The organism is Cohnella thailandensis (assembly GCF_014212135.1).
GTDB lineage: Bacteria > Bacillota > Bacilli > Paenibacillales > Paenibacillaceae > Cohnella > Cohnella thailandensis.
This window is the reverse complement of the sequence record NZ_JACJVQ010000030.1, coordinates 44,391-67,509: the sequence shown is the minus strand read 5'-3', so window position 1 is coordinate 67,509 and position 23,119 is coordinate 44,391. Positions and strand designations below refer to the sequence as shown.

23 protein-coding genes are annotated in these 23,119 nt (G+C 60.3%); 2 read left to right on the top strand and 21 right to left on the bottom strand.

Going from position 1 to position 23,119, the window contains the following annotated elements:
- Window positions 1-170: 170 nt before the first annotated feature.
- Window positions 171-3,656 carry a glycoside hydrolase family 2 TIM barrel-domain containing protein gene (locus H7B67_RS29335; protein ID WP_185123456.1) on the bottom strand — a complete coding sequence of 1,162 codons (3,486 nt, stop codon included), beginning with the start codon at window positions 3,654-3,656 and terminating at the stop codon, window positions 171-173.
- A gap of 18 nt (window positions 3,657-3,674) precedes the next feature.
- Window positions 3,675-5,792 carry an alpha-glucuronidase family glycosyl hydrolase gene (locus H7B67_RS29330; protein WP_185123455.1) on the bottom strand — a complete coding sequence of 706 codons (2,118 nt, stop codon included), beginning with the start codon at window positions 5,790-5,792 and terminating at the stop codon, window positions 3,675-3,677.
- 138 nt (window positions 5,793-5,930) lie between these two features.
- Here H7B67_RS29330 and H7B67_RS29325 point away from each other — a divergent pair, with 138 nt between their 5' ends.
- Window positions 5,931-6,710, top strand: coding sequence for an AraC family transcriptional regulator (locus tag H7B67_RS29325; protein ID WP_185123454.1), 780 nt, complete (start codon window positions 5,931-5,933; stop codon window positions 6,708-6,710).
- A gap of 92 nt (window positions 6,711-6,802) precedes the next feature.
- Here the strand turns inward: H7B67_RS29325 and H7B67_RS29320 are convergent, their stop codons facing one another.
- The 19 genes from H7B67_RS29320 to H7B67_RS29230 form a co-directional block, all read right to left on the bottom strand.
- Entirely contained in the window at window positions 6,803-7,780 is a 978-nt protein-coding gene (locus H7B67_RS29320) for an ABC transporter ATP-binding protein (protein WP_185123453.1), read from the bottom strand.
- Window positions 7,767-8,798, bottom strand: a complete 1,032-nt coding sequence (locus H7B67_RS29315) for an ABC transporter ATP-binding protein (protein WP_185123452.1) — start codon at window positions 8,796-8,798, stop codon at window positions 7,767-7,769. Before H7B67_RS29315 ends, H7B67_RS29320 begins: the two co-directional genes overlap by 14 nt.
- A gap of 25 nt (window positions 8,799-8,823) precedes the next feature.
- Complete coding sequence (locus H7B67_RS29310) at window positions 8,824-9,627, bottom strand: ABC transporter permease (RefSeq protein WP_185123451.1); 804 nt, start codon at window positions 9,625-9,627, stop codon at window positions 8,824-8,826.
- Window positions 9,628-9,636: 9 nt separating this feature from the next.
- Complete coding sequence (locus H7B67_RS29305; protein WP_185123450.1) at window positions 9,637-10,578, bottom strand: ABC transporter permease; 942 nt, start codon at window positions 10,576-10,578, stop codon at window positions 9,637-9,639.
- Window positions 10,579-10,605: 27 nt separating this feature from the next.
- Window positions 10,606-12,219, bottom strand: a complete 1,614-nt coding sequence (locus tag H7B67_RS29300) for an ABC transporter substrate-binding protein (RefSeq protein WP_245364130.1) — start codon at window positions 12,217-12,219, stop codon at window positions 10,606-10,608.
- Complete coding sequence (locus tag H7B67_RS29295) at window positions 12,216-12,956, bottom strand: HAD family hydrolase (protein WP_185123449.1); 741 nt, start codon at window positions 12,954-12,956, stop codon at window positions 12,216-12,218. The genes H7B67_RS29300 and H7B67_RS29295 overlap by 4 nt, the downstream gene beginning before the upstream one ends.
- Window positions 12,953-14,683 carry a CocE/NonD family hydrolase gene (locus H7B67_RS29290; RefSeq protein WP_185123448.1) on the bottom strand — a complete coding sequence of 577 codons (1,731 nt, stop codon included), beginning with the start codon at window positions 14,681-14,683 and terminating at the stop codon, window positions 12,953-12,955. The genes H7B67_RS29295 and H7B67_RS29290 overlap by 4 nt, the downstream gene beginning before the upstream one ends.
- A gap of 36 nt (window positions 14,684-14,719) precedes the next feature.
- The gene (locus H7B67_RS29285; protein ID WP_185123447.1) at window positions 14,720-16,036 is read right to left on the bottom strand and encodes an O-acetylhomoserine aminocarboxypropyltransferase/cysteine synthase family protein; all 1,317 of its coding nucleotides are present in this window, start codon (window positions 16,034-16,036) and stop codon (window positions 14,720-14,722) included.
- 288 nt (window positions 16,037-16,324) lie between these two features.
- Window positions 16,325-16,582: a DUF1450 domain-containing protein gene (locus H7B67_RS29280; RefSeq protein WP_185123446.1), complete on the bottom strand. Its 258-nt coding sequence runs from the start codon at window positions 16,580-16,582 to the stop codon at window positions 16,325-16,327.
- Window positions 16,569-16,871 carry a HesB/IscA family protein gene (locus tag H7B67_RS29275; protein WP_185123445.1) on the bottom strand — a complete coding sequence of 101 codons (303 nt, stop codon included), beginning with the start codon at window positions 16,869-16,871 and terminating at the stop codon, window positions 16,569-16,571. The genes H7B67_RS29280 and H7B67_RS29275 overlap by 14 nt, the downstream gene beginning before the upstream one ends.
- 176 nt (window positions 16,872-17,047) lie before the next feature.
- Window positions 17,048-17,293, bottom strand: a complete 246-nt coding sequence (locus H7B67_RS29270; RefSeq protein WP_245364129.1) for a hypothetical protein — start codon at window positions 17,291-17,293, stop codon at window positions 17,048-17,050.
- A 253-nt stretch (window positions 17,294-17,546) separates the two neighbouring features.
- Window positions 17,547-18,779 (bottom strand): M14 family zinc carboxypeptidase, encoded by a 1,233-nt coding sequence (locus H7B67_RS29265; RefSeq protein ID WP_342592649.1) that lies wholly within the window; start codon window positions 18,777-18,779, stop codon window positions 17,547-17,549.
- 135 nt (window positions 18,780-18,914) lie between these two features.
- Window positions 18,915-19,727: a glutamate racemase gene (gene racE / locus H7B67_RS29260; protein WP_185123444.1), complete on the bottom strand. Its 813-nt coding sequence runs from the start codon at window positions 19,725-19,727 to the stop codon at window positions 18,915-18,917.
- Window positions 19,728-19,911: 184 nt separating this feature from the next.
- Complete coding sequence (locus tag H7B67_RS29255) at window positions 19,912-20,211, bottom strand: YtxH domain-containing protein (protein WP_185123443.1); 300 nt, start codon at window positions 20,209-20,211, stop codon at window positions 19,912-19,914.
- Between the two features lie 67 nt (window positions 20,212-20,278).
- Complete coding sequence (locus tag H7B67_RS29250) at window positions 20,279-20,767, bottom strand: hypothetical protein (protein WP_185123442.1); 489 nt, start codon at window positions 20,765-20,767, stop codon at window positions 20,279-20,281.
- A 172-nt stretch (window positions 20,768-20,939) separates the two neighbouring features.
- On the bottom strand, window positions 20,940-21,578 hold the full coding sequence (locus H7B67_RS29245; protein ID WP_185123441.1) for a helix-turn-helix transcriptional regulator: 639 nt from the start codon (window positions 21,576-21,578) through the stop codon (window positions 20,940-20,942).
- Between the two features lie 204 nt (window positions 21,579-21,782).
- Window positions 21,783-22,217, bottom strand: coding sequence for a DUF86 domain-containing protein (locus H7B67_RS29240; RefSeq protein WP_185123440.1), 435 nt, complete (start codon window positions 22,215-22,217; stop codon window positions 21,783-21,785).
- Between the two features lie 3 nt (window positions 22,218-22,220).
- Complete coding sequence (locus H7B67_RS29235) at window positions 22,221-22,358, bottom strand: hypothetical protein (protein ID WP_185123462.1); 138 nt, start codon at window positions 22,356-22,358, stop codon at window positions 22,221-22,223.
- A gap of 14 nt (window positions 22,359-22,372) precedes the next feature.
- A complete protein-coding gene (locus H7B67_RS29230) occupies window positions 22,373-22,660 on the bottom strand; it encodes a Dabb family protein (RefSeq protein ID WP_185123439.1) in 288 nt (95 codons plus the stop codon).
- 146 nt (window positions 22,661-22,806) lie between these two features.
- On the opposite strand from H7B67_RS29230, the gene H7B67_RS29225 reads away from it, so the two are divergent.
- A complete protein-coding gene (locus H7B67_RS29225) occupies window positions 22,807-23,061 on the top strand; it encodes a hypothetical protein (protein WP_185123438.1) in 255 nt (84 codons plus the stop codon).
- Window positions 23,062-23,119 lie beyond the last annotated feature (58 nt).

Sequence of the window (23,119 nt, the reverse complement as noted above, 5' to 3'; positions counted from 1 at the left end):
CACAATTATATGGACTCTACTGATTCTGCGCTAACAAACATGATATTTCATGTTTATTTCAGCATTTTGGTCGAATCGGAAGCTTATGAGCATGATTTTTCATGTACATTTCTGCGATATGGCCGAATCGGTGCCTATTGAACATGATTTTTCATGTTCATGCCCCCCGCTCACCGAATAAACCGGAACCAGCCGAAGTCGAAGCGGCTTCCCGGCAGGAAGAGGAACGTGACCTTCCGTAGCCCGGCCACTCTTTCCAGGTCAAACACTCGCTCCTCGTAGCCGTCCGTCGACGCGAATTCGATGATTTGGACAAGTTCATCTGCTCCCTGTCCCGCGGCTGCATTCTCGCCGGCGCTCGCGCCCGCTTTCTTGCCCTCCACGCTCTCGAAGCGAATGCGGATCGTATTCCGATCGATCTCCGATCGGCCATAGACCGCAAGACGGGTAACCCCCTCGCTTCCGAAGTCCAACCGGTCGAATTCCAGGGAGACGTTATTCCCGATGCCTACGACTCGGGTTTCTTCAATCGCATACGCATCCCCGTAGATGCGGTCGCCGTCCGCCGCGTGAAGCCGCTCCAGAGCCCGGTTCGGTCTCGCGAACGAGAAGCCCTTGATATGCACCTTCTGACGAAGAACGAAGCAGATCGAGCTCAGCCCGCGGAGACGCTTGGACAAGCGGTACGTCTCCTCCTGGTACACGTTCCAGCGGGAGGGCTTCCGGTAGACGACGTCGGCCAGAAGGACGCTGCCCTCCTCGTCCGGCATCCCTTCCCAGATCTGAAGCGGGTACTCCTCGCTCGACAAGGCGAAGATCGGAATCGTGATCGCGTCCGAGCCGTAAGGCCCGAAGTCGATGTTCCGGAATCCCACCTGCGTCTCACCGTCCCGGCTCGTCGCCACGCCTCTCTCGTTGCCGCTGCCGACTTCGCCTTTGCTGTAATCGTACAACCCGGCGGAGATGAACCCGTACGGGTCCTTATAAGCGGTGCCGATGCCGCTAACCCGGAATTCGAGCTGGGAGATCAGCTTCGTCTTGGCGGTGCCGTTCCGGCTCGTGCACCGAAGCCGGAACTCTCCGTCTCCGAGGGCGGTGACCTTCGCATCCAGCCCGTCGGCTTCTACCTTGGCGATGTTGGAGACGATTCCCGACTCGCCCACGACGCTCCACTCCACTTCGCGATAGGAGCAATCCGCGGGGAATAACGCAACCGTTGCCGTCACCTCTCGCAGCGACGCATGAAGCTTTTGGCCGGACGGGCTGGCGATCTCCATTTTCCTAAGAGGGATTTCCTTGCTCGTTCCAGTCGCGACGGGAAGCTCCCGATTTCGCGCGCTCGCGGCTATTCCCTTCAGCGCCCCGGGGTCGTCGGCCCGAACCGTCTCGAATTCCAACGCGGCCTTCCTCATGCCGGCGGAGGACACCTCGATCCTCGCCTTGCCGGGCGTAAGCGTCGCCGCCACGACGGCCATCAGCTTGCCGCCGAACAGCCTGCGGCTCATTCCCTTATAAGGGTCGTAGTCCGTGCTGTCGCCGTTATCCAACCCCACCAGCCGAGCCTCGCCCGTCACCTCGACCCGCACCCGGTTGTTCGCGTTCTCCACGGGATGCCCGTCCTTGTCCTCCATGCCGATCTCGACGAAGATCAGATCCGTCCCGTTCGCGGTCAGACGGTCCTTATCCGTCCTCAAACGAATGCTAGCCGCGTCTCCGAACGATTTTCTCGCGTCCGTCGCGATGACGGCGCCGTTCTCGTCATAAGCGATCGCCTGGATGAAGCCTTCTTCATACGGGACCTTCCACCAGCCGACGAGCTGCGTCCCCCTCTTATGGTCCAGCTCCTGAACGCCCATGGAGCGCCCGTTCACGAACAATTCGACCTTCGGAGCGTTCGTGCACACGCGGACGTCGATCATCTGGCCGGGGTTAAAATCCCAATAAGGGAACAGGTGCACCATCGGCCGGGTCCGGCAATCCGTCCATGCCGCTTGATAGATATAGTACGAGTCCTTCTTGAACGTGGCCGTGTCGATTTGGCCGAAGTAGGAGTTTTTCGTATGGTAGGGAGTCGGCTCTCCGATGTAGTCGAACCCGGTCCACAGGAACTGGCCGAGAGAAAACGGGGTATCCCTCTCCGCGATGATGCAGGCTTCCGCCGACTTGGCTCCCCAGCTGGTTGGGCTGTTCCCGAGAGCGGAGCACTGCTCGTCGTCGTCGGTCAGGATCGGCTTCTCGAACGGAAACCGATACACGCCCCGGCTCTGCACGACCGAGGCCGTCTCGCTTCCGTAGATGACCCAATCCGGGTGCTCCTCGCGATGCTGGCGATAATACTTCTCGGCGTAATTGTAGCCCGCGATCTTGACGATGTCGGCGCATCGGCGGGCGTTCTCCCATGGCATGTAATTCGAGCCGATGGTGACACGCGCGTTGCCCTTCGGATCGTGCTTCCGCACTTCCTCCGCCAGCATTCGCGTGATCTCCTGCCCTCTCTCGTCCGCATGGGTGTCGTAGATCTCGTTGCCGATGCTCCACAACAGCAGGCTCGGATGGTTCCGGTCGCGGCGGACCCAGCTTCTGACGTCGGCGGCGGCCCATTCCTTGAAGAAACGGGCGTAGTCGTAAGGAGTTTTCGGCCTCTCCCACATGTCGAACGCCTCCGACACGATCAGGAAGCCCATCTCGTCCGCCAGGTCCATCAGCTCCGGCGCCGGCATGTTGTGGGCCGTCCTTATGCCGTTGGCGCCCATCTCCTTCAGGATGGAGAGCCTTCTTCTCAGCGCCTCCTTGCTGAACGCCGCTCCGAGCGCCCCGAGGTCGTGGTGCTCGCACACCCCGTTGATTTTCAGGCGAACGCCGTTTAAGATCAGCCCCCGCTCCGGGTCGAGCTCGATCTCTCGAAAGCCGATGTTCCGGGATACGGTCTCGAGGATTCCCTCGCCGCCCTCCGAAGAAGCGAGCCGCAGCCGAGTGACCAGCCGGTAGAGGCTCGGCTCCTCCGGGCTCCACAAGAGAGGGTTGCGGACCTCGAGCTTCTGGCAGACGGGATTCTCGGCCAGGCACCCTCCGGCGATCCGGGTCGAGACGGAAGCGATGATGGAATCGTCTTGCAGAACCGTCTGGGAGAGCACAACGTCCTCTTGGGCGTTCAACTCCGTCTCGATCTCTACCGCCCAGTCGCCGTTCTCCCTTTTAACGCTCGCATAGACGCCGTCCGTACCCAGATGATTGCATCCCCGCGTTTTCAGCCAGACGTTGCGATAGATGCCGGCGCCCGAGTACCAACGGCTGTTCGGGCTTTGGTGGACGACCTTCACGACGATCTCGTTCTCCCCCGGCCGAAGGGCGTCCGTGATCTCATGCTCGAAGGAGGAGTATCCGTACTTCCATTCGCCGACGAAATTACCGTTCACGTATAAGGACGAGTCCATGTAGACCCCGTCGAACATCAGGAGCGCCCGCTCGGCTGTCGAATGATAAGAGAACCGCTTGCGATACCATCCGATGCCGTTCTCGTACAGGTTAAGCGTGTCGTAAATGAGCCAATCGTGCGGCAGATCGACCGGCTCGAAGCTTAGCTCAGCCCAATCCTCCTGCCCGAGTCCGCTTTTGGCGAACTCCCACCCGTCATTGAAAAGCAGCTTCTCGTTCAACGATTCCACCTCTCGGCCTTAATAGATTTGCCGTCCATGCGCGTCGGGAATGCCGGACTTGCGGCAGAAATACGTATTGACGACGTCCCGCCATTCGGCCGCGTGCTTCGCTTGCTGCTCCAGCCGGCTTAGAACGCTCTCGTAGCGCTCGGCATCGATCTTCCCGCTAAGCCTGCGCCAAGTCTCGACAAGCCCTTCGGCCTGCTCGGCTCCTTCGAAGTGCGTGTCGTAGATATGCTGGATGATCGTTCGGCCGGATTTCAGCACGTGGCTGTATGGGAGGTGGTGGAAAAAAAGCAGCAGCTCGTCCGGGCAGCTCTCAGCGGACTCGTACATGGCGGCGGGCGCGTCGTGGTACTGTCCGGCATAGCCCGTTCCCGTGCGGACGGTGCGGTCGACTCCGATTCCATGGCAGTCCGCGTAATGATAAGTCCCCCACATGGAGTATTCGTAGCCGTCGACGTTCGGACCGTAATGATGGTTCGGATTGACCATCCAGCCGACGCCTAGCGGCGACGTGTATTTCTCGTAGATCGGCCACGAATCCAGAAGCATGCGGCCGATCGTCGCGACGACGTCCGGATCGCTGCCGAACGTAAGCCTTACCCATTCGTCGGCGATTTGTTCCGCAGAGAGCTCCGGCCGCCAGGCCAACCGGCCAAACCCGTAGAAGTTGGCTTGGGCGAGCGGATGGCCGGTCCAATTGCCGTCGTCCCCTATGTTGGAGACGGCGGCGAAGCCTCCGAGCGGCCGGTCGAACAGCTCGCCGGTCGCAGCCTTCGCTACGGTGGAACCGGGGCCCTTCGCATAAGTATCGAAGTCGATCGCTTCCTTCCACTGGGGAACGAGGTAGCATAGATGCCTCTGCTGGCCGGTATATTCCTGCGTGATCTGCAGCTCGAGCACCTGGTTCGTCCGCTGCAGCCCGCCGAACAGAGGGGATACGGGCTCTCTCACCTGGAAGTCCATCGGCCCGTTCTTGATTTGAAGAATGACGTTCTCGTCGAACTTCCCGTCCAGCGGCCGGAAGTGGTCGTAGGCCGCCCGGGCCCGGTCGGTCTTGCGATCGCGCCAATCCTGCTGGCAATCGTAGACGAAGCAGCGCCAAATGACGATTCCGCCGTGCGGCCGGAGCGCTTCGGCCAGCAGGTTCGCTCCGTCCGCGTGGTCGCGTCCGTACGTGAACGGCCCCGGCCGGAATTCCGAATCGGCCTTGACGAGGTAGCCGCCGAAGTCCGGAACGTGCCGGTATACGTCGGCCGTCCTCTCCGCCCACCACTCCCGAACCCGCGGGTCCAGCGGGTCGGCCGTCGTCAGCCCCCCGAGCTGGATCGGGCTGGCGAAGTTGACGCTGAGGTACAGCCGGATGCCGTACTCCCGGAAAACGCTCGCCGCGCGAGCCACGGAGGGGAGCAGCTCGGGAGCGATCAGCCGGGTCTCCGTCTCGTGGACGTTCACGTTGTTGATGGCGACCGCGTTCAGCCCGACGGCCGCCATCAGGCGGGCGTAATCCCGAACGCGATCCCAATCGCCGAGAAAATCCCCCTCCCGGAAGAAGATCGACCGCCCCGCATAGCCTCTCTCCACGCTGCCGTCCATGTTGTCCCAATGATCTATCATTCTTAGCTTCGAGGCCGGACGATCGACGACGTTCAGATCGCGGATCGGCTGTCCGGTCTGAAGCAGCCTTAACAAATGAAACGCCCCGTATAGAACGCCCTTATCCGTATTGCCTCCGATGGCGATAAAGCGCCGCATCGGCTGTTCGAACGCGCGCAGGATGTAGCCCTCGTCTCCGATTGCCTCCCTCTCGGCTGCGTCCGTCAAGCCTTGAAGCTCGGCGCTGCCCAGCGTGCCGATCAGAAGGAAGCTTCCTTCGTCGGCATTGCCGCTCTCTTGCGGCCTGCGGCCGAGCATCGACTCGATTCCCTCCGCGAGCTCCCTGCGCGCCGTCGCGAGCAGGGCCGCGTCCTCAGCGGATGCGGTCACGACGGTTCCGCACCAAGAAGCATATCCGTTCCCTTCGATGAACTCCCTATCCAGCCTGGCATACCGAAGCCAAGCCTTATAAGCTTCGCCTGCCGGTTCCCCGCCTCGGCGGAACGTTCCCCCGTTCGACTGATTGTCATTCGCCACGATAAGTCCCCTCCATGGAGTTTGCAATTATTAAACGACTATAGGATTAAGTATAGGATTCATCGTTTACAATCAGCTATGGAGAAACTAGACTTAGAGTTGTAATTATTAAACATGATTGCGAGGACGGTTCCCGACATGGATATCGAGCGGCTGCAGAATTGCGTACCGGACATCGTTTATTTCGTGGACAGGCGGTGTTTTCCCGATTGGGAGATCGTCAAGCAGAGGATCGACTTTCACGACCTGACGTTCGTCGTCGAAGGCCGGTCGGTCTACCGCGTCAACGGAGTCGACTACGAGGCCCGGGCCGGCGACATGATCTACGTCCCGATGGGCAGCGTCAGGGAGGCCTATACGTTCAAGGACGATCCGATGCACTCCTACGCGTTCAACTTCAATTGGCTGCCCGGAAGCTCGGAGCCTCTCCCTTTCCAAACCGTTACCAAGAACGTCGTCACGAACGAGCTCTATGGCTATATGAAACAGTTCGCGCAAGTATGGATGGGCAAGCCGCCCGGCTACGTCATGCCGGCCCGAGCGCTGTTCCTGTTCATTCTGCACCGGTTGCTGGTCATGTCCTATCGGTACGACGCCCCTTCCCCTGCCGACGCGCGGATCAACAAAGTGCTGGAGTACGTGAGCGAGCATTATCCGGAGGAGCTGCATCTGTCCGACATGGCCAAGCTCGTGAACCTTCATTCGGTTTATCTGGGCAAACTGTTCAAGAAAACCATCGGCCATTCGTTTAAGGAATACGTCAACCAGATCCGGATCAACCACGCGGAGATGCTGCTGTCGACCGGCGGGTTCACCGTGACCCAGATCGCCGACCGGTGCGGCTTCCGCGACGTCTCGTATTTCAGCAACGTTTTCAAGTCGATCAAGGGGTTTCCGCCTTCCGCCGTCAAGGGATGAAGGATGTCGCATAAGCAAAAACCGGAGGCCGGCATCCCCTTCAAGGGTCATGCTGCCTCCGGTTTTTACCGATCCATCGCATCCTATGGGATTCAATCGCGATCCGGCTCGAGCAAATGACAGGCGACGTAATGGCCGGGCTTCACCTCTTCCAGCAGAGGCTGACGGCCGCATCGCTCGTGGGCGAACGGGCATCGGGCGCGGAAAGCGCAGCCTCCGGCAAGCTGCCGCGGATCCGGCAGCTCCCCCTCGATGATCTCCGCCTCCCTGGGCGTCGTGCCGGGCTCGTCCGGAATCGCGTCCACGAGCGCTCGGGTGTAAGGATGAAGCGGCCCGTCGTACAGCTCGCCCACCTCCGCCAGCTCCACGATCCTTCCTAGATACATGACGGCCACCCGGTCGCTCATATAATGCACGACGTTGAGATCGTGCGAAATAAATAGATAAGTCAGCGAACGTTCCGCTTGCAGATCCTTCAGGAGATTCAGGATCTGCGCCTGAACGGAGACGTCCAGCGCGGAGACCGGCTCGTCGAGCACGAGCAATTCGGGGCTCGGCATCAGCGCCCTCGCGATGCCGACGCGCTGTCGCTGACCTCCGCTTAGCTCATGCGGGTAGCGGTCGGCATAAGCGGGATCGAGCCCTATCCTGCTCAGCATTCGCAGAACCTCCCGCCTGCGCTCCCGGCGAGTCCCTTTCTTCCGGATGGCGAGCGGCTCCTCCAGCAATCGTCCGATCGTGAATCGCGGATTTAACGACGAGTACGGATCCTGGAACACGTATTGAATCCGGCTGCGGCGCGAATCGCGCGGGGAGCGGCGTCCCGGCACCAGCTCCTCGCCCTTGAAGACCACGCTGCCCCCGGTAGGCCGAAGCATCAGCGAGGCGATTTGGCCGATGGTCGATTTGCCGCAGCCGCTCTCTCCGACGATGCCGAGCGTCTCTCCCTTGCGAACGGATAAGGAGACCCCGTCGACGGCCCGGAGCGTTTCGCCCCGCGAGAGCCAACGCTTCGGCGCATAGCTTTTCTCGATATGATGAAGCTCTAGGATCGCTTCAGGAGCCGACATTCGCGAGACCTCCTTCCTCGCCCAGCAAGTGGCACGCCGCGCTTCGCGGGAACGCCGAGCCTGCGACTCCGCGAAGCGCGGGCTTCTCGGCCAAGCACCGGTCGGCGGCGTATGGGCAGCGCGAAGCGAACGCGCAGCCGGGGCCCCGTTCTCGCAGCGCGGGAACGCTTCCCGGTATGGAGTGCAGCCGGGTTCCCTTCTTGGACGGCAGCGCAAGCGAAGCGAGCAGGCCCGCCGTATACGGATGGGCGGGATGCCGCAGCACTTCGGCGGCGGCGCCTTCCTCGACGATCCGGCCGGCGTACATGACCGCGATCCGGTCGCAAACCCCGGAGATCAAGCCGAGATCGTGCGAGATCAGGAGGATGGATGTGCCGTCCTCTTCCCTTAATGTCTTCATCAGCTTCAAGATTTGCGCTTGAATAGTGACGTCAAGAGCCGTCGTCGGCTCGTCCGCGATCAGCAGATCGGGCTGGCAGGAGACGGCCATGGCGATCATGACGCGCTGCCTCATGCCGCCCGATAACCGATGCGGATATTCATGATAGAGCGTCTCCGGCCTCGGAAGCCCCACTTTGCGGAACAAACCGACCGTTTTCTCCTCGGCTTCCCGCTTGGAAGCGCCGGTATGGAGGCGAATCGCTTCGGCGACCTGTTTGCCCACCGTCATGCCGGGGTTGAGCGAGGTCATCGGATCCTGGAAGATCATCGCGATTTCTTTCCCCCGAATCCGCTGCAGGCTCTTCTCGCCGAGCCGATGAAGCTCCTTGCGCTCCCCGTTGTAGATACCGCCGCCGGCTACCCGAATCGAGGGCGGCAGCAGCCCGAGAACGGACAGGCTCAGCACGCTTTTGCCGCAGCCGGACTCGCCGACGATGCCAACGATTTCGCCTCGGCCGACTTTAAGCGACACTTCTTCCAGCACCGGCAGCCTCGCGCCATCCTTGGCCGACAATTCAAGCCGCAAATCGCGGACCTCCAGCACGGTTTCGCCGCCGCTCGGCTTCGCTCCAACCATAGAGGTCACCTCCCTTGTCCTTTGCTCATGCCCTGACGTCGCGAGCGTCCCGGATGCCGTCGCTCAGAAGATTGAAGCCGAGCACGCTGATCGTGATCAGCACGCCGGGAGCGAGCGTAAACCATGGAGCGGCCGACAGGTAAGTCTGCGACTCGTTCAGCATCCTTCCCCAGCTCGGATCGGGAGGTTGAACCCCGAGTCCCAGGTAGCTGAGCGCCGCTTCGATCAGAATCGCCGTCGAGAAGCTTAACGCGGCCGTCGTTATGATCGAGGATGCGATGTTCGGCAGGATTTGGACGAACAAGACGTTGACGTGTCCCGCTCCGAAGGCCCGAACCGCGCGGACGTAATCCGCCTCTCGCTGCTGCAGGACTCCGCTCCGGACGACTCTGGCGAAGGAAGGCACGAACAGAATCCCGATCGCCAGGATCGTCTGCAGGAGCGACGGACGAAACACGGAGACGAGCAGAAGCGCCAGCAGAATTCCCGGAAAAGCGAGCAGAGCGTCGGTCGCCCTCATCAGCAGCTCATCCGCCCACTTGCCGGCATAGCCGGCCAAGGAACCGACCAACAGGCCGCCCGCCGCCCCGATCGCCACCGAGGCTGCCCCGACGAGGAACGCGGTCTGCGTCCCGACCATCGAGCGGCTGAGCAGATCCCGGCCGAAATTGTCCGTACCGAGCCAATGCGAAGCGCTCGGCCCCGAGAGACGATCGGCGATCCGCATCGCGTTCGGTTCATACGGGGTGTAGAATAAGCTGACCAGCATAAGGACAAACAACATCGAAACCAGCAGGAGACCGACGGTCATATTGATTCTTCGTCTCATATCCGTCCCCTATCTCAATTTGATCTTCGGATCGAGCCACCGGTAAGACAGGTCGACCAGGAAGTTGACGACGATGACGGAAGCCGCGATGAACAGGACCAGCCCTTGGACGAGCGGATAGTCGCGGTTGCCGATCGCCGAGATGAGCAGGCTTCCGAAGCCCGGCAGCGAGAACACCTGCTCGATGACCAGGCTTCCGGCGAGCAGCTCTCCGAACTGGATGCCGATCACGGTCGCTACCGGCAGCAGCGAATTCCGCAGCGCGTGCCCGTAGAGCACCGCCCGGTCTCCGAGCCCTTTGCTTCGGGCCGTCCGGACATAATCCAGATTCAGCTGCTCGAGAAGGGACGTGCGCAAGTAACGAACGACGATCGCGATCTGCGGGATGGCCAGGGCCGCGGCCGGAAGGAAAGTCGACCGGAGCGCCAGCCACGGATTCTCGTCCCAACCGACGTACGTGCTGACGGGCACCCAGTTCAATGTAAGCCCGAAAAGAAGAAGCAGCAGAATTCCCATCCAGAAGGAGGGCACCGCCAGCCCGAGCTGGGTCAGGACGGAGACGGCCAGATCGGCCGCCTTCCCCGGCCTGCGCGCGGCCGCGATTCCCAGCGGAATGGAGAACGCGATGACGATCGCGACGGACTCGAGCGCCAGGATCAGGGTCACGGGCAGCCGAGACGCGATCAGATCGGACACCGGCTCCGAATATCGCAGGGACGTCCCGAGGTCCAGCGTCGCCGCCCCCCGGAACCATTCCAGCAGTTGGACGGCCATCGGCCTATCCGTGCCAAGCTTCTCGGACAGCATCTCGATTTGCTCCTGCGACGCTTCGACGCCGAGAATCGCGAGCGCGGGATCCCCAGGGATGACCCGGAATACGGAGAACGTCAGAATGAGCACGAGAACGACCGTGAGAGCCAACGTAAACAGCCGCCTAAAATAGTAGTTCATCGTTTTTCGTCCCGGCGACCGCGCCGGTTACTCCGTAAAATAAACGCTGGACAGATCTTGAACGTAAAGAGGGTACGTCTTATAGCCGGCCAGCTTCTTGTTCAGGGCCACGTTGGTATTCGGGTCCATGATGTAGATCGCCGCCGCGTCGTCGGCAAGCAGGGTCTGCGCTTTCTTGTAAAGCTCGATCCGCTTGGCGTCGTCCGTCTCGGCCACCGCCGCTTGGAGCGTGCTGTCGAACTCGGGATTGCTATAGTTAAAAAAGTTGTTAGGAGAGTCGGAGAGATACTTGTTCAGGATCTGGTAAGGGTCGAGCTTGCCGTCCAGGCCGATGATGGTCGTATCGTAATCGCGTCCTTTGTAGATTCTCTCCAGCCATACCGCCCATTCGACGGGCTCGAGCTTGACCTTCACGCCGATCTTCTCCAGTTGAGCGGCGATGACCTGAGCCGTATCGACGTGGAATTGGTAGACGGAAGGCACGGACAGCGTCGTCTCGAAGCCGTCCGGATAGCCGGCTTCCTTAAGCAGGCTCTTCGCCTTCTCCAGATCCGTCTTGTACTTGTCTTCCAGTCCTTCCTGATAGTACTTCGCCAGCACCGGGCTCAGGTTGGAGCCCAGCTTGGTTCCCTTGCCCAGCGCCACGCCCTGGATGATCTCGTCTTTGTCGATCGCGTAATTGAGCGCCTGGCGCACCCGGATGTCGTCGAACGGCTTGCGGTCGATGTTGAACGTAACCAGCTGAACCAAGTTCTGAGGCGTGCTGAGCGTTTGGAAGTCCGACGCTACCTGCTCGAGCTGCTCCGTGCCGATTCGAGGGTAGATGTCGATTTCGCCCGATTTCAAGGCGAGCAGTCCCGCCTGCGGATCGGAGACGATGCGGAACTCCACCTGGTCGAGCGAAGGCACTCCCGCTTGGTAATAATCGGGGAACTTCTCGACGACCAGATGCTGGCCGGGCGTATATTCCTTGAACTTAAAAGGCCCCGTGCCGACCGGGTTCTTGTTGCTGTCCTGATAACCGTTCGGGATGACGGCGGCCGTCAGCGCGGTCAGAAAAGAAGAGTTGGGCTCCTTAAGCGTAATGACGACTGTCGAATCGTCCGGCGCTTCCACCGATCGGACTCCGCCGAATGTGGCCTGCAGAGGCTTGCCCGTGTCCAAGCCCGCCAGCCGCGCGTAAGAATATTTCACGTCGGCGGACGTCAGCGGCTGGCCGTTATGGAACTTGACGCCGCCGCGAATCTTGAACGTATAGCTCAGCCCGTCGTCCGAAACCGTATAAGATTCGGCGATCGCCGGAAGCAGCTCGCCCTTCTCGTTGGGCTTCAAGAGGCCTTCGAATACGTTGAACAGAACCTCGTACGTTCCCGCGGCGACCGCCTGGTGAGGATCGAGGAAGTCCAGATCCTGAAGGATCAGGACGGTGACGTTGCCCCCTTGCTTCTTGCCGCCGGACGGCTCGCCGGAAGCGGATGGACTCGCGGAAGCGGCCTCCGACGCAGGCGCGCCGGCGCTAGGGGAGCTTGCCGCTTCTCCTCCGTTCCCGTTTCCGTTGCCTCCGCCGCACGCGGATAGTACCGCCATCAATAGCGCTGCGGCTAACGCCGACCACCGCTTCGTCTTCGTTTGTTTTCTCATTGTACGATTCTCCCTTTCGCCCTATAAGATGGATATCCGGCCGATGCCGGCAAGATTCGCCCGGGCAGTTCGCCGACGGACGCAATGACGTTCGCGCCTTCGATTTCTTCGATTCCTTGCGTGCCGTACCGGTTGATCAGGCAACTGGCCATTCCCGCTCTCCGGCTGCCGACGACGTCGTCGTAATAGTTGTCTCCGACGTAGAGGCATTCCTCCGCCCGGACGCCCGCCCGCTCCAGCGCGATCCGGAAAATCTCCGGGTCGGGCTTGGAAACGCCGACCTCCGACGAGACGACGATCGGATCCAGCAGGTTCAGCAAGCCCGCGCTCTCCAGCACGGCTCTCGCGGAAGAGTCCCAATTGCTGATGAGCCCGACTCCGAAGGAGCGGTTCCTCAGCTCGCGCAGGATGCGCGCCGCTTCCGGGAACGCCTTCCACGTTCGCTCGGGCTTGCCTTGGCTTTCCCGCAGGAACCGGCATTGCTTATCCAGATCGAAGCTGAGGCCGAGCGAATGGTTTAACCAGCCTATGTACCAGGGATAGAACGTCTGAACCTCCCTGCCCAGAACTCCCGGATATTCCCGCATGAACAGCTTGTCGGCCAGATGGTAAGCCAGACGGATCCGCTCGATGCCAAGGTCGATGCCTTCTTCGGCGAGAAATCGCCGGTAGGCGGCTTCCCGCTCCTGATAAACGAGGGTATAGCCCAAATCGAACCAGATGAAGGAGACTTTCATCGCCCTGTCGCGCCCCCTTCTCCCGTGACCACCGGAAGCCGCAAGCGCGACGGACGGACGCGGTCGTGATAGACCGTCTGCGTCGCGGCGACGAAGTCCGCCTCCGTTGCCTTCCCCGGATCGATAAGCCGATTGGGGTTGCGGTCGTACGTCGGGAACAGAGAGCTTGCGAGGTCGAGCCGGATCGAGTGCCCCGCCCCGAACGCGATGGCGGTCGGACCGAGCGACAGCTCATAGCGGACGACTTGGCCGGCAGGCACGGGCACGCGCTTCGCCAAGCCGTCGCGGTAGCTTGCCCTTACGATTCCTTCCGCGACATTGTAGGCTCGGCCGTCGGGATAAACGTCCACCAGCTTGGCGACGAAGTCGGTGTCCTCCGCCGACGTTGCCGCGTACAGCTCCAGCGAGATCTCTCCGACGACCGCGAGTTCTTCCGCGAGCGGAGCCGTCGTGTACACGAGAACGTCGTTCCGCACCTCGACGGGCAGCTGATTGCGCGGACCCATCGGAGTCAGGTCGGGCACGGCTCCCGACCTCCCGCCCAGAGCGGGGACGGCAATTGAAGGATGATAGACGTACACGTCGGGACTCTCGTCCCCCGGTTTGTCCGGCGACAGCGTTCCGTCGCCGTTGATGGAGTTCGCCCTCGACTCGCTGCGAAGGTAATACGATCGTTCGGTCGTTCCCTTCGGCGGCCAATCCTCCGCGTCGTGCCAAGTGTTGCTTCCCATCCGGAAGTAACGGACCGGAGCGGGCGCGGGATAAGGCTCCCGGTTCTTCAGCCATTGATCGAACCAGCTCAGCTGAAGCTCGTCGATCCGGTTCGCCGCGTTCGGACCGAAGTCCAGCTCCCCGACATATCTCGACCAGGGCATGTGGTACCACGGCTCGACGACGAGACGCTGGCCTTCCCTCGCTTCGGCCGTCGCTCCCCGCTCGCGGACGCCGCGGAAGTTCTCGATCGTCCCGTCGACGAAGACGTCGTACCAGCCTCCGAGGTGAAGCGCCGGCACCTCGATCGCATCGTACCGGTCCCGAAGCGAATGCGCCTGCCAATAATCGGATCGGACCGGATGCTCCAACCATTCTTCGTAATAGGGCGCCAGCTCCCGGATCGGCCCCGGGGGCGATGCCAGCGGCAACTTCTTGTAAAACGATTGAATATTCGAATAATAATCCCCGAGCTCCGCGGCCCAATCGGTTCGCCCTCGCCGCAAGGCCGTGTCCTGCGCGGTAAACAGCACCCAGGACTGCAGAAGCGCGAGCGAGAACGCGCCGTTGCGGTACGACTTGCCTTGATACGAATCCGAACCGATCATGCCGGGCGAGATGCACGCGAGACTGGGCGGCCGAAGCGTTGCGGCCTGCCATTGTACCGCCCCGCAATACGAGAATCCGTACATGCCGACCCTTGGCACCGAATACGGCAGCTCCGCCGCCCACTCGATCGTGTCGTAGCCGTCCTCGGCCTCGTTCCCGTATGGAACGAACTCCCCTTCGGAGCTCCATCTCCCCCGGGTATCCTGAACGACGACGACGTAGCCGTGCCGGGCGTACCAGCTCGGATGCGCGTAATTCATCGTCTGCGCATCCTCTTTGTTGTACGGCGTTCGCAACAGCAGCACGGGGCGAGGCTTCCCGTCCGCCGGCCGGTACACGTCCGCATAAAGCAGAACGCCGTCCCGCATGCGCGCCGCCGCGTTTTTCTCCACGATGATTTCCGTCATGTTTCCGTTGCTCCCCCCGGTTTTCTTTTCCCTCTCCTATCCGTCGGCTCTTCCGATCGGCTGCCGGCTGCGGGACAGCGCCTGCTCCAGGTCTTCGATAAGATCCTGAGGATCTTCCAGACCGATGGAGAGACGGATCAAATCCGGCGTCAGTCCGCCCGCCGATTGCTGCTCCGGCGACAGCTGGGCATGAGTCGTGCTGGCCGGATGGATGACGAGCGATTTCGCGTCCGCTACGTTGGCGAGATGGGAGAACAGCTCGAGACCGTCGATGAACCGATTCGCGGCTTCGAAGCCTCCGCGCAGCCCGAAAGTGAAGATGGAACCCGGACCCTTGGGAAAATACTTCCGCGACAGCTCGTAATACGGATTGTCGGGAAGCCCGGGGTAATTGACCCACGCCACGTCCGGATGCTTCGATAAATAATCGACCACTTGAGCGGCGTTGGCTAGATGCTTCTCCAGCCGCAAGGACAGCGTCTCCAGCCCTTGCAGAAGAAGAAACGAGTTGAACGGGCTGATCGACGCGCCGATGTCCCGGAGGAACTGAACCCGGACTTTGGCGATGTAAGCCGCGTCTTTGAATTTCTCGACGTAGCGGATGCCGTTGTAGCTCGGGTCGGGTTCGGTGAAGCCGGGGAACTTGCCCCCCGTCCAGTCGAACCGACCGCCGTCGACGATAAGCCCTCCGATCGAGTTGCCGTGCCCTCCGATGTATTTGGTCGCGGAATGCACGACGATGTCGGCTCCGTGCTCGAAAGGGCGAATCAGGTAAGGCGTTCCGAACGTATTGTCCACGATAAGCGGAATGCCGTTCTCGTGGGCGATCTCGGCGATTCGCGAGATGTCCGGAATATTCAGCCCGGGATTGCCTATCGATTCGATAAACAGGGCTCGCGTTCGGCTCGTAATCGCCCGCCGGAACGCCTCCGGTTCGTCCGGATCGACGAACCTCGTGCGGATTCCCAGCTTGGGCAGGGTTACCGCGAACAGGTTATAGGTCCCTCCGTACAGCGTGCTGGCCGCGACGATCTCGTCTCCCGCTCCGGCAATATTGAAGACGGAATACGTGACGGCCGCCGATCCGGAAGCGACGGCGAGCGCGCCGGTCCCCCCCTCGAGCGCCGCGATCCGCTCCTCCAGCACGGCGTTCGTCGGATTCCCGATCCGGGTGTACGTATGGCCCTCTTCTTCGAAGTTAAGCAACGCTCGCGCGTGCTCCGTGCTCCGAAACGTGAAGGAGCTGCTCTGGTAAATCGGGACGGCCCTCGCTCCGGTGACCGGATCGGGTTGCTGGCCGGCGTGAACCTGCAACGTATCGAACTTCCAACTTTTCTCGCGCGGGTTGCCCATCTTCTCATTCCTTTCTTTTTTACCGCAACAAAAAAGGAGACAGCCGACGCGACGTTGCGCCGTAGATGTCTCCAGTCGATCTGGTCAACTCCACTATTTTGATCAGCTTAATAGGTATTAGCGGCTACCAACAAAGTTACCACCCTTCCGCGCCGAGTGTCAACCGCATGCCAAATAGAACTTTTCTATAAGAACGCTCCGATCCGGCCGGTTGCCCTTGCGCGCAAAAGGGTGCCTCGACAGTCAATGAATGACTTTCGAGGCACCCTTCGATCCGACGAAGTAACCTTATTTAATGAATGGCTTGGCTTTCTCGACAAGCTCTTCCTCCGTGTCGCCTTTCAAGTATCGTCCGTTTACGAAGACGAAGCCCGTCCGCTTGCACGGCCCGCAATAAGACTTGCATCCCACTTTAATCTCGGTTCCCGGCGCAGCCGCCTGCAGCTTGCTTGCGAGCGACTTGATCCGAATATGCCTGCACTTATCGCAAATGATAATGTCGTTCGTCGCCTTGCGGGGTCTGACTTGTTCCTCAGTGCTCGCCATGGTTGCCTTTGCTCGGATTCGTGATAACGAAGCCTTCCTGCGGGATGTACAGGTAGTCGATGATGATTCCGTCGAGGAAGTCTTCTCCTTCCTTCAGAAGGACATCGATGCCCTTGTCCGTGGAGACGACGACGTCGCCGTCCTTCTGCTTGTCCAGATCCATGCCGTAGTGGGCATGATCGCCGTGGGCGTGGGTCACGAATACGCGAAGCTTCAGCCCTTCGTTCTCCGGCTTCTCGATCTCCTTCAGCAGAATCTTCGCCGCGTTGCGCGTAATTTTGCACTTCATGTGAGGTCTCGCTCCTGTCTCTGCTCTATTTAGTAGACATCGCCGACGATCCGGCTTGTCTCTTGCTTGCTCTCGTTCTATTGTAATGACTTCCGTTCAGGAACTCAAGAATGGAATGCTCTCTTAATCGCCCGGAGGAATGAACGCCCGGCGTACCGTCGTCCGCGCCGCGATCGTCACGTTTTTATCCCGTATTTGTTCTCCATCCGACCCGCGTACCAGCCCGCGAGCGCGATCGTGACCGCGATATCGTCAATGGGCATAAAGGGCATCAGATCCGGCAGCACCCAATAGAGTACGACGGGCACGATGAACAACAGCTTGTCCCGAACGGGTACGCGAGGAGACCGGAGCACCCTCCACACCCGGCCGGGCAGACGGACGCCGAGTTTTATCCATGAAGCGCTATTGCGTCTTGCCATACTCGTTCCTCTCCCTTCCGCCAACGGATGACCCCAGTATAGCAGATGAAAGTACTCCTTCCCAAATAAGACGAAAAGCACGGGCGACGGGAACGATAATTTCGGTTGCGGTTAGCCGCATTCGCCATTATCGCTCCCGTCGCCAATCTACCCGGCTGCACACGGCCATCTTTCCGCTTTTTTCTCCTTATCCTATCCCGCCTGCCTCTATGTTTCCCCATTAGGAACGAATCAGCTTAAATCAAGTTGAAATTCAGCCGTACTCCTCGCTCATTCCCAGCTCCATCGCCGTCGTCAGGAGGCAGGCCGTCTCGGCGTACACGTCGTGGATGGTCTCCAGCGGCAGCGGATTGCGGCCCCAGCCAAGTTCGACCGTAAACCCGGGCCTGCGAAACCGCTGGATGAACCAGTCCTTGAAGCCGGCATCGCTGCCCTCGAGCCGAACGGGCCGGTAGCCCGACGCCTGTCCCAGCTTCTCGGACCAAGCTTTGGATTGCGGCGGCTCCAACCCCCGATAGTTCCAATAGATTTCTTCCCCTTGCGTATGAAAAGAAAGCACCGAATGAAAGTCGATCTCCTCCGTGAAGGAAGCAAGGGCGCGGGCCTCCGGCTCAGACAAGGGCGCCGTGCCGGAATAATCGCGGGGACCGGGGCCGTCCGCCGCCCGCCGCTTCTTCTCTTCCTCCCAATGGGCGGGGAATTGATCGTTCAAGTCCACGCCTCTAATATTGGCTTTCCAGCGGGCGAAACGATGGGAACCGCCGTTCCAGCGAAGCAGCTCCTTGTACATGGGATGTCCCGTTCGAAGCGCGTCCTGCGTCAGATCCACTCCGTCGGGATTGACCATCGGCACGATCCACAGGGTGCAGCCTTCGAAGCCATGGACCGCGTTCATCCCGCCGAAGGAGCCTCGCCATTTGCACGCCCTGGCGTACTCTTCGGCGAATCGCATCAAAGCCAGCGACGTGATCCACTCGTTCGCGTGCACGGCCCCGTTGGCCTGCAGCCGGAACGGCCCGTCTCCGATGCGGACGGCGTAAATCGGCTTGCCGAGAACGCTGTGGCCGATCGTCCGAACGACCAGGAACGGATACTCCCGGCGAAGCCTCTCCAGATCTCTGGCCAACTGGGTCGAGCCGTATTCCGCGTCGCAGCGGACGATCCGATCTCCCGCCGTCGGGAGCTCCAGCACGCACTCCCCGCCCGGTACCAATGCGAGATGAGCCGAATTGAGCTCGCGCAGCCTTCTCGCCGTGCACCCTGCCTTCTGCGCGATGCTCTCCCAAGTGTCTCCCTCCTGAACGACGTATCGGCGAGGAGGGCCGATCGGGATGTCCAGAAGCTCGCCCGGAAGAAGCGCCTCTCCTTCGATGGATTGCGGGTTCGCCGCGGCAAGCGCGGTCAAGCTTATGCCAAAGCGCGAAGCGATTCGGCGAGGCGTGTCCCCCTGCTGAACGACATAGGTGCGGGTATTCAAGAAGCCCACCGTCCCCTCTCCAAGATGTAATCGCCTATATGGTAATCACCCTATGTACGGGAGATAGCCAAAATGCCACCCCGCAGCCGATTGGCCGAGGGATGGCACCGTTAATTGAAGATAGATGGGAACGGAAAAAAACGCTCAGAAGCCGATCTGCGGAACCTGCCAGACGACAGGGGTCAAGCGGATTTGCTCCCCGAGCCATTGCTGGGCGATCTGCTGGAACTTCCTCGAATCCCCGCTGCAAAAAAATTGATGGATCGGAGTTTCGTCGTTGCCTGCAAGCCGGTTGTTCTCGTGCAGGATCGTGCTGATCTCCCTCGCCGTCTCCTCCGCCGAGCTGATCAGCGATACGCCCGGTCCCATGACCTCGGAGATCGTCTCCGACAGGAACGGGTAATGGGTGCAGCCGAGAATGAGGCAGTCGATCGGACTCGCCCGCAGGCCGAGCAGGGAGCTCCTTACCGTCTCGTGGGTCTCTGCGGAGCGAAAGTTACCGTCCTCCACCAGCGTAACGAACCGAGGGCAAGATTGGCTCCAGACTTCGATATGAGGCGACAGTCTGCGCAGCGCTTGCTCGTAAGCTCCGCTTTTGATCGTTCCCTCGGTGCCGATCACGCCGATCTTGCCCGTCTTCGTTCTTCCGATCGCCGCGCGGGCGCCGGGATTGATGACGCCGACGACCGGAATGCCGACCCGGCTCCGAATATCGTCCAAGGCAACCGCCGTTGCCGTGTTGCAGGCGATTACGATCATCTTCGGATGATACTGAATCTGATAATCGACGATTTCGCGCGTGAATCGGACGACCTCTTCCGCCGGCCTCGGCCCATACGGAGTGCGGGCGGTGTCGCCGAAGTAAAGAATTTTCTCTCGAGGCAACTGGCGCATGACTTCTCTGACGACAGTCAGTCCTCCCACGCCGGAGTCCAAGACTGCGATCGCTTGCTGCACGGGAACACCGCTTTCTCCAGATAGGTGATGTCGGAACATGATACAGTATGAGACCGTGCCGCAAAAGGTACCTGCATCGCAGCGCTTGCCCGGACAAGTTCGACTCTAGCCCGCAAGCCCATGAACACGCGCGGAAGCCGCCCTGCGGGAGCGGGCGGCTTCCAGTTCGGTTCTACCTTCTTGCTTACAGGGCGACGGTTTCTTCTTCCTCGTTCTGCGCTTCCTCCGGATCCGCCTTCTTCGCGAATTTGGAGCGAATGTCAACCGCCCAATCCGCCGATTTCTTGACGATCGACTGCGCGGAGGAACCGGCTTTCTTGCTCAGCTCCACCGTCTTCTCGCCGACCGTATGGGCCGTATCGGCAATATCCTTGCGAAGCTCCTTGCCTGCCTTAGGTGCGAACAGCAATGCGGTAACCGCGCCCGTTACGGCGCCCGCGAGCGCTCCCCACAGGAAGGACTTGACGACTTTCTTCTCTGCCATAGGTGATATCTCCTCTCCGGCTTCGGCCGATGCTCTCGGCCATCATCTTGCGCGAGGTCGGCACCGGTCATCGCCGCTGCTGATCCGCATTCTCTCCCGATTTACGACCGTGTCCGTTCGGCGCGCCGCCGAAATGTTGAGTCCAGGCGTTCCAGACGAAGACTCCGAGCTCCATCCAGTCGAGCGTCTCTCCCAGCCTCCGCGTCTGTCTCTCTTCCGTCGCGGCAAGCTGATCGGAGAGCTTCCGGGTCCAGCTTACCGCCGCTTCCGCGGCGGCTCCGGCTGCCGTACGGGCGGCTTCCCCGATCGCTCGCCCCCCTTGCGCGAGCGATTCCAGACCTTCGAGCCCCTCGCGGCATAAACGAGCGGCGTTCGCCGCTTCTTGGCCGAGCTGCCGCCATTCCGTCATGGCCGTCTCCGCCTCGCGCCCCAGCCGCGAGGCCTCTTCCTCCCAACGGCGCAGCGATCGCCGCAGCGCAACGCTAACGAACGCGATCGCAACCGCCGCCGTCAAACAAAGCACAGCCGCCGCATAGCCCAAGAACTCCCATCCCATGCAGCGCACCTCCCTTCTTTTATCCTGAACGCATTCGGGACATTCGCCCATGCGGTTAATCCAGTATAAGAAGAGTGGGCTTGACTTGACACCGCGGACAAACCGCCTTTTTTTGGCGGAAAATAAAAAAGAGACGTTCACCGGGCCGAATTCCCCATGAACGTCTCTCGCTTTAACCTTCCGAACGCCGAATCTTATACGTGCATCGGCTGCCGCCGTCCGCCAGACACTCCGTCCTCTCGACGTCCGCGCCCAGCAAATCTCCGAACAGCTGCTTCTCGCAATGGCAAGCCTCGCGGTAACGGTTCGCGACCTGCGCGATCGGACAATTGTATTCATGAAGCCGATAGCTTCCGTCCTCCGCCGTCTCCCATTCCGCCATGTAGCCGCCGGCGTTCTGAATGCCGGCCAGCTCCGCGACCTTTTCTCCCAGCTCCTTGCTCTCCATGAGTTCGCGGTATTTGACCTCCAGCTTGCGCTTTCTGCCTTGAAACAATTGGGCGATGACCGAATCTCCGGACGCCTGCTCCTCCAGTTCCCCGAGAAGCTCCAACGTCAGGTGGGGGTAATTCTTCGGAAACAGCTCGTCGGCCCGTTCCGTCAGCTTGTATCGGTAGGAAGGTCGTCCCATCGCTTGCCTGAGCAGCGTGGAAGTTACGAGCCCGTCCTTCTCCATCGTATGAATGTGGCGGCGAACCGCCATCTCGGTAATCCCGAGCGGCTTCGCCAGCTCCGCGATGCTGCTCCCGCCCTGCGTGCGGAGCAGGTGCATCAATTGTCGGCGCGTCGTCCCTTCTTCCGCTTGCGGCATGAGGCTTCCTCCTTTCACGGACATGAACGTTCCGCTTAGAACGCGTCAACCCCGATGTTCTCTTGGATGTTCTCTTTATTGTAACGGAAGATGAACGGGACGTAAATTTATTTATGATACCAGAAAGTATATAAAGTCCTCACCTATAACAAAAGCGCCGTCCGCGGAACGGGTCCGCAGAACGGCGCTTATCGGGCTTCGGCATTATTTCTCCCAAGGATCGAGCTCACGGCGCAGATATTCCCGAATGTCTTCCCCGAATCGGATCATCTGCCCGGCCAAGCTTCCGGCGAGCGGATGCAGCTCCCGGCGCGGCCACTCGTCGTACTCCTGAACGAGAGGCCGGCGAAGCTGAACGAGCTCGCGGAACGTCTTCTCCTGCTCGGCGGTGAGAACCCCTTCTCCTGCAATGACTTCGATAATGTCCTCGTAGCTGCTCGCATCCCTCATCATGAAGCCGTCGATCAGGAAATTCCCGACGTCCGTCACGATCTCCAAGGCGAGATGCAGCGCGCGCTCCTGCGCGAGACCCTCCAGCAGAGAGCCTGTCCAGGAGGCGGCCAGATGGTCCAATGCCTCGGCAAGCTCGGGGATGCAGCCGAGACGCCGCTCGATCCCTTCGCGATTTACGTAATACATAACTTAACCCCCGTCGTTACGACGCTTTCGCTTCGCTTTGCGTTTTAACCATGCTACCATGACGATCATGCTGATAATGACGAGGATGAGATAGGTCATCATCTCGTACAGATCGCCGGCGCCCGTGTCGGATGAATTCACGTCGAACCTCCCCTTCAGCTCTCGTAATCGACGCTAACGGAGGATTCCCGAACCTCGTTCATGTGTTCGATGACCTTTTTGTGCTCGGGATGAACTTGGTAGGCTTGAAGCCCGTCCATCGAATCGAACGTCGTCGTCAAGGCGATATCGTAGGATCTCTCGGAATGCAGCACGTCGATGCCCACTTCGATGGACTTGAGCTCGTCGATCTTGCCTTCCAGGTTGCGAAGCACCTGAGCCGTGCGCTCCACGCTTGCCGGACTGCGATCTTTGAGCTTGAACAGGACGATGTGAGTGATCATTCGTTATTCTCTCCTTCTTCATTGGACTGATGTGTACGGCGGACCGCGGCGAGCCGAATGAATCCTTCAAGCGGGAGCATACTACGGACATTGGGCCGAACCCACGCATGTCCCGTCAAAAAAGCATCGCCGCAGGAGGATTACGCATGAGCTATAAAGCAACCTTGGTGTGCTCGCTGTTCGCGGTAGCCTTGTGTTTATTCAACGCCACAGGCTACGATCCGCATAACCTCTTCTTATTCATGTTAAGCGTTCCGATCTGGTTCGTCGAGCTTTTTGGCGATATTCATCAGGTAAATGTTTTGTTCATGTACGTGCTTACCGTCGCCAGCTGGGCGATTATCGGCTATTGCTGCGACGTCGGGATCGCCCGCGTGCAGAGGAGACGCAGCGCCGCATAAGCCATGGGTTTGTTTACAACGGGAAAAAAGGAGCCGGGAGGCTCCTTTTTGTATCGTT